We start from the raw sequence: 7,334 nt of genomic DNA, 5'->3' as shown, positions 1-7,334 counted from the left end.
TTGCATACCTTTCATTTTTGGGATCATGAAGAGATGAAAGAATTCGCATAATTCTGGGTTAAAATGCTTTTAAACGTTCTTTTTCAACATCTTCAATGGTTTTGGGCAGAGGTTTACCTAACAGGCGATAACCATTTTCTGTTATTAAAAAGTCTTCCTCGTTTCTGCAACCACCAAAATCTTTGTATTCTTCAAGTTTATCGAAATTTAAGAACTCTAGCAAATGCTTTTCATTTTTCCATTTATCAATTAGTTGAGGAATAAAATAAATACCCGGCTCAATGGTTAATACAAAGCCTGGCTCGAGTTTACGGCCCAGTCGTAAAGATTTCATGCCAAACTGTGTGCTTTTTGCTTCGTTGTTATAACCAACGTACTGCTCGCCCAAGTCTTCCATGTCATGCACATCAAGACCCATCATATGTCCAAGGCCGCATGGGAAGAACATAGCATGAGCTCCACATAATACAGCATCGTCAATATTACCTTTAACGAATCTAAGGTCTTTCATACCGCGCATTACTTCACGTGCCGATTCCAGGTAAATCTCTTTAAAGGCAACGCCTGGTTTGAGCATCGAAATAGCTTTCTCGTGGGAGTTTAAAGCCACTTGGTAAATGTCTTTTTGTCGGGAAGAGAACATTTTACCAACAGGAAAAGTGCTGGACATATCTCCTGCGTATCCCATCGTCGTTTCTGCACCAGCATCCAGTAAGAATAACTGACCATCTTTTAAAGTGTTACCATGGTAGTGGTTGTGCAAAGTTTGACCATTAATGGTGGCAATAACAGGGAAGGAGATAGCTCCGTTTTCAGCCAAAGCAATGCGTTCAACTTCAGCAGCAATTTGCGCTTCGGTCATTCCAGGTCGTGCCATGCGCATTGCAGCCAAATGCATATCTACAGTGGTATTTACCGCTTTTTCAATTTCAACTATTTCTTCGCCGGACTTATAATTACGTTGTTTGATAACTGCCAGAACCATTTCCAACGAAGCTTTCTCTTTGATTTCAGAAGGCTGGATGTTTAACCACTCCAACAATTTTATTTTGCTTTCGCCACGATAAACAGGTAAGAAATGAATTGGTCGGCCAAATGCCAGGGCAGCTTCTAATGTTGCTGATAGATCAGCAGAAGTACCGGTTTTGTGTACACCACAGCTTACTGCTCGTTCTGCAATGGTAGGTTGATTCCCCATCCATACAATATGATCGATGGTATAATCATCACCGTATATAGTTGATTCACCGCTTTCAGCATCAACTATGCCAACCAAATCAGGATGATTCAACCCGAAAAAATATAAAAAACTACTATCCTGACGAAAACGGTAAGTGTTATCGGCATAGTTCATCGGGCTTTCGGTATTACCTATAAAAAGTAATAAGCCCTTGTCAACATCGTTTGCTAATTGTTGACGACGATTGATATAGGTTTCTTTTGAGAACATATAATATAGGATTTTAATATTATTGGATTTATAGCCCGCAGATTACGCTGAGTAACGCAGAAAATAATCTGATAAAAGGAATATGATCAGCGAATTTCTGCGAAATCAGCGGGAAAATTTATTTTATCTGATAGTTTTTAGGTGGTTCAATAGCATGAAGGTGTTTCACAAAGAAGTCCCATCGTTTGCGTGTCAGGTACTTGTCGTAATATACCTGGCTGTGGTCTTTATTTGGGATTAATAACAATTCAAAGTCTTTGTTTGCTTTTATCAACTCAGCTGCCAATCGCATGGATGCTGTAGGGTTCACGTTTTGATCCTGATCGCCGTGAACCAACAGCAAATGGCCTTGCAAATTTTTGGCATGGGTATAATTACTTTGTTCGTCATAATTTTTACCGACAGGATAGCCCATGTATAACTCAGGCCACCAGGCTTTTGCCGATCGGTGATCGTGATTACCAGCTGTAGCTACGCCAACTTTATAAAAGTCAGGATAAACCAAAAGGGCACGTGCAGCATCATAACCTCCTGCCGAATGTCCAAAGATGCCAACGCGGCTTGCATCTATCCATGTATATTTCTCAGCCAGTGTTTTAATCGCAATCATTTTGTCTGGTCCACCAATGTCGCCCAGATTTCTATACGAAACATCGTGAAATGCTTTCGAGCGAAAAGCCGATCCCATTCCATCGATGTTGATCATCACAAAACCAAGTTGAGTCATTGGAGTATCGTCATTTGATAATCCACGATAAAATGTTTTAGGAGCACGGATGGTTTGAGGACCACTATAAGTTCCTTCAATTACGGGGTATTTTTTATTTGGATCAAAATTATTTGGCTTGAATAAAACACCGTAAATGTCTGTTTTGCCATCACGACCTTTTACTTTAAAGGGTTCTGGCTTTTGCCAGCCTAAAGCTAATATTTCAGAAATATCACCGGTTTCAAGTTTGGTAATAACACGACCGTCCTTGCTACGTCTTAGAACAGCGACGTTAGGCTCCTGAACAGTTGAGTAGTTATCTACAAAATATTGACCATCTTCGTTAAAGAATAATGTGTGGTGCGCAGCTTCGGGTGTTAGTCTTTTTAATCCTGTACCGTCAAATTTTACAGAATAGAGTTGTGGACAATATGGATCAATGTCTTGCTCTTTACCACCAGCCGTGAAATAAATGAGCTGTTTTTTTTCATCCACATGTTGAATGCCTCGCACAACAAATGGACCTTTAGTAACCTGGTTAATGACCTCACCTGTAGTTTGATTAATGCGATATATATGTTGCCAGCCGTTGCGCTCAGAAAGCCATAGTAATTGCTTTTGTTTATTCAGAATGTGCAAATCACTTGTGTTGGGATCGACATAGGTGACAGCATTTTCGCTAAAAACAGTTCGGATAGTAGCTGTTGACGCTGTCAGTTCGTAAATATCAACCGATTGATAGCCGCGGTTAAAGCTGATCTGATAAGCTTTTGAACCATCTTTAGACCAGTCAAAACCATAGGCGAGGAATGTAGCTTTGGCCGGAATGTCTAATTGCTTGTATGAATTGTTAGCAACATCAATCAGTATGTATTCAACCGTTGGTACGATACTATCACCGGCAATGGGACGCTCATACTCACGTACTTCAGCACGATGGCCTTCGTCAGGCAACACTTTATACAAATACAAGTTGCGTGCTGCTCTACGGTCATATTTGCCGGCAATAATGTATTTACCATCCGGACTCCAGTTGATATCCAGCTCCAAAGGATGATCTTTTTCTAACTCAATATTCTTGGTTGAATACCATGATGGAGATACTCCATAGCCATATTTCTGATTGCCTTCTTTTGTAATCTGGACAGAATCGTTGCCCGTTTTTATCCAGATGTTGTAATCATGAATAACAGCAGATTTAGTTTTATCAGGAGAAGGGGATGATAGCTTTTGCTTGGTTTCTTTTGTAAACTTTTTTAAGGTATTTTCAGTAATCAAGTATTTATACCAAAGCTTGTTTGATTTAAAAGACAATGTTTCTCCTTCTTTATCAATTTCAATAGAGGATATTGGTAACTTGTAGGTTTCTACCTCTTTGTCAAGTTCCTTGGCGAGTAATATGACCAATTTCTCTTGGTTAAACAAGGCCTCCTTTACTCCACTTTTGGTTTGGCATTTGATGTACTCAGTCCCTTGTTTGGTATTAATTGAATACCAAAAAAAGGATGCATCTTTTACCCATTGTGGATTAACCCATGAGCGATAATACTTTTTAGTAATGTTAGATGAGATAAATTGCTCGGCTCTCTGATAGTCTGTTGTGTCGATGCTAATCTGGCCTTTTGCCGAAGCCAGATTGCATACAACACATAAAAGAATAATAAACTTTTTCATTGATTTTGATTTACTTATAAACAGTTTAGCTTGTATGATGCATGTAGGTAATGGATACATGCGTATATATCAATGGCTGTTAACCATGAAAATCACCAGATAGAATATAAATTATCAGAAGATCCAGCACTCGAATAAGCCCATGCCAAAGCGACCGTACAGGCTTATCAAGGCGATAGATGAAAGCGAAAAATGTATAACAAAGTGCTTATGAGTCGTTGAGCACCGATTAACAACAGCAGTATTTACGTCGTGTTTAATCATTATACATTTTGCATTGGGATGTGCAATGTAATAAATTCAAATTATTTAAGCACATTTAGTACCGAAAAATATCTAAAACCTGATTTATAACAGCAAATTCAAATAGATACAAAAAACGGTCCTTGCTACTAACAAGGACCGTTAAAATATCGTTGAGTCAATTACTAAAAGACGTATCGAACGCCAAGTGACAGACCCATATTAAAAGTTTGATTGGTTGGTCCGAACCCAAACTGCGGCATGGTGTCCAAACTGATATTGATTGGAACCTCCACAAAATTGTACTCAACACCAATCTGCCCCCCTAAGCCCAGATAAGCTCCAGAACTTCCAGATCCATCATATTTACTTTTATAACTCCAAGAACCAAGCGTGGCAGCAGGACCAGCGTACCAATTAAATCCATTTTCAATTGCCCAAACCCATTGGTAGATGCCGGAAAGATTAAATCCATTTCCATTGTTGTTTGATACGAAGCCTAAATCGATTTCAAGTCGGTTGTAATTGGAGATGCCATATTGATAGCTGACTTGCGAACCAAAAGTGTTGCCACCTCCTAATCGGGCACCAATGGCATGTTCGTTTTTAACCTGGCTAAATGCTGAAATACTTAGTAAGAAAAGTGTCAATGTTATAAAATGCTTCTTCATTTGTAATTAAGGTTAATAATCATTACTAATTGTTTCACTATCAGATTGAGGTTTAAGGTCTAACTTGAAAGTTTTATTAGAATCGATTAAACTAAGTTTATCTCATATAATCAACACAATGGTTGGCATGTGAGATAAACTCCAAAACCACAAGATTATTGTGTTCCGACAAAAGTAGTGTTTTTTCTCATGTCTGATTTAAGCTTTGTTTATTACATGAAAATTTGACAACTATAATATACAACTCAATAAAATGACAGAAGTGAATTGAAATGGAAGGAGTTACTGGCTAAGATTCGCTAGTTTTTTCTGTTTTCAGTCGATTGTGCTAATTATCGCAGATTTTTATTCATCCAATGAATTTAATTCACCTTCAGCGAAAATCCGCGATATCTGCGGGCTATGAAATTCCGAATGCGGAATTAAGGTGTTAACAATTGATCATTGTCTTTAACTTTTATTAGTTATACGCAGTTATTGTTTGGCATATTAATTGGAATAATTCTGTCAGATTTTTTTTCATAGATTTGGGTTAGGTTAGTGATTAGGACTTGAGCAACGGCTTGTAGTCCTTTTCTTTTTTAATCGACAACTAACATTTTACGAGCCAATTCTTTCGCAGTGTCTTCATCACAAAGTTCCCGAACAAGATTTAAGGCAAACTGTAGGGCAGAACCAACGCCATTAGCAGTTATATAATTACCATCTGCAATACTTGGTTTATTTTGTATAATAGCCCCTTTTAAATGTTTTTCAAAGCCAGGATAACAAATTGCATTTTTACCGTTTAATAATCCCAACTCACCAATTACCATTGGGGCAGCACAAATGGCACCGATTAGCTTTCCCGCTTGTGAAAACTCAAGGAGAATATCTTTTAACTGATCACATTTGTTCAGGTTTTTAGTACCTGGCATGCCACCAGGTAGGATCAATGCATCGAAAGTTGAGAAATTGGTTTGATCAATTAATTCATCAGCCATAACGGTTATTTCATGAGCACCTTTTACCAGTTTATCTTTTGAAATAGAAATAGTGGTAACTTTTATATTGGCTCTTCTTAATACGTCTACTGGTGTTAAAGCTTCAATTTCCTCAAAACCATCAGCTAAAAACAGGGCTACTCTTTTCATGAATATAAGTTTATAAATGTGTCGTATTTACTTATTTAAACAAACAATCATTGGCGAAAGATAGTCCGGATGCCTAAAATTGGCAACAAAAAAACGGATTGTTAATCACAATCCGTTTTTTATCTATAGTTAGATACTCTTAATTATCGTTCATAGAGATCAAGAATTCCTCATTTGATTTTGTTTTCTTCATTCTGTCATGAAGGAATTCCATTGCTTCAACTGCGGTCATGTCTGACAGGTAATTGCGTAAAATCCATATTCGGTTCATCATATCCGGTTCAATCAACAGATCTTCACGACGCGTACTTGATAAGTTGACATCCACAGCTGGGAAGATACGCTTGTTCGATAAACGACGATCCAATTGTAATTCCATATTACCAGTTCCCTTGAACTCTTCGAAAATAACTTCGTCCATTTTTGATCCTGTTTCAGTCAGAGCAGTAGCAATAATGGTTAAGGAACCACCATTTTCAATGTTACGTGCAGCACCAAAGAAACGTTTAGGACGGTGAAGTGCATTTGCATCAACACCACCGGAAAGTACTTTTCCTGACGCAGGAGAAACCGTATTATAAGCTCGGGCAAGACGAGTGATAGAATCTAATAGTACTACCACATCATGACCGCATTCAACCATACGTTTTGCCTTTTCTAATACAATGTTAGCAACTTTAACATGACGCTCAGCCGGTTCATCAAAAGTTGATGAAACTACTTCAGCATTTACACTGCGTGCCATGTCTGTTACTTCTTCCGGACGTTCATCAATCAAAAGGATAATCATATATACTTCCGGATGATTAGCAGCAATTGCATTGGCAACATCTTTAAGAAGCACTGTTTTACCAGTTTTTGGTTGAGCTACAATTAATCCCCTTTGACCTTTACCGATTGGTGAGAACATATCTACAACACGTGATGACAGGTTTGCCATTGGTCCTGATGTTAAGTTAAATTTCTCATCAGGGAAGATTGGCGTTAAGTGATCGAATGGCACACGGTCGCGAACATAAGCAGGTTGGCGACCATTAATTTGCTCCACTTTAATCAAAGGAAAATATTTTTCTCCTTCTTTTGGAGGACGGATAGTTCCTAGAACATTATCACCGGTTTTCAGCCCGAATAATTTAATTTGCGATTGAGAAACGTAAATATCGTCAGGTGAATTTAAGTAATTGTAATCAGATGATCTTAAGAAGCCATAGCCATCAGGCATTATTTCCAATACACCAGAAGCCGAAATGATACCTTCGAATTCGTATAGCTTTTCATCTTTACGATCTTGAGGACGACGGTTGTCACGACCTTTTTCACTCTGGAATCTGCGCTTGCCACCATCATCTTGCTGTCTACTGTCGCGCTGCCTGTTGTCACGATCGTCACGACGCCTGAATTCTCTCTGAACTTCCTTTTTTTTTTTTATTTTAGCTTCTTCTACTGGCTTATCT

The 7,334-nt window shown here is 38.3% G+C and carries 5 protein-coding genes; all 5 read right to left on the bottom strand.

Annotated elements, in window-relative coordinates:
- Positions 1 to 58 precede the first annotated feature (58 nt).
- Positions 59 to 1,450, bottom strand: coding sequence for an aminopeptidase P family protein (locus AC4MRQ_RS23915; protein ID WP_491200249.1), 1,392 nt, complete (start codon positions 1,448 to 1,450; stop codon positions 59 to 61).
- A gap of 118 nt (positions 1,451 to 1,568) precedes the next feature.
- Positions 1,569 to 3,833 (bottom strand): S9 family peptidase, encoded by a 2,265-nt coding sequence (locus AC4MRQ_RS23910; protein WP_491200248.1) that lies wholly within the window; start codon positions 3,831 to 3,833, stop codon positions 1,569 to 1,571.
- A 428-nt stretch (positions 3,834 to 4,261) separates the two neighbouring features.
- Positions 4,262 to 4,747 carry a hypothetical protein gene (locus AC4MRQ_RS23905; RefSeq protein WP_491200247.1) on the bottom strand — a complete coding sequence of 162 codons (486 nt, stop codon included), beginning with the start codon at positions 4,745 to 4,747 and terminating at the stop codon, positions 4,262 to 4,264.
- A 581-nt stretch (positions 4,748 to 5,328) separates the two neighbouring features.
- Positions 5,329 to 5,880 (bottom strand): DJ-1 family glyoxalase III, encoded by a 552-nt coding sequence (locus AC4MRQ_RS23900; RefSeq protein WP_491200246.1) that lies wholly within the window; start codon positions 5,878 to 5,880, stop codon positions 5,329 to 5,331.
- 139 nt (positions 5,881 to 6,019) lie between these two features.
- Positions 6,020 to 7,334, bottom strand: a 1,315-nt coding sequence (rho, locus tag AC4MRQ_RS23895; RefSeq protein WP_491200245.1) for a transcription termination factor Rho, incomplete at its 5' end; no start/stop codon positions are given.

Source organism: Carboxylicivirga sp., from assembly GCF_982718395.1.
This window is presented reverse-complemented; position numbering and strand designations above follow the sequence as displayed.

Excerpts from the sequence above, each read along its gene's own strand:
- AC4MRQ_RS23915 (WP_491200249.1), bottom strand. The coding sequence starts at position 1,450 with ATGTTCTCAAAAGAAACCTATATCAATCGTCGTCAACAATTAGCAAAC.
- AC4MRQ_RS23910 (WP_491200248.1), bottom strand. The coding sequence starts at position 3,833 with ATGAAAAAGTTTATTATTCTTTTATGTGTTGTATGCAATCTGGCTTCG.
- AC4MRQ_RS23905 (WP_491200247.1), bottom strand. The coding sequence starts at position 4,747 with ATGAAGAAGCATTTTATAACATTGACACTTTTCTTACTAAGTATTTCA.
- AC4MRQ_RS23900 (WP_491200246.1), bottom strand. The coding sequence starts at position 5,880 with ATGAAAAGAGTAGCCCTGTTTTTAGCTGATGGTTTTGAGGAAATTGAA.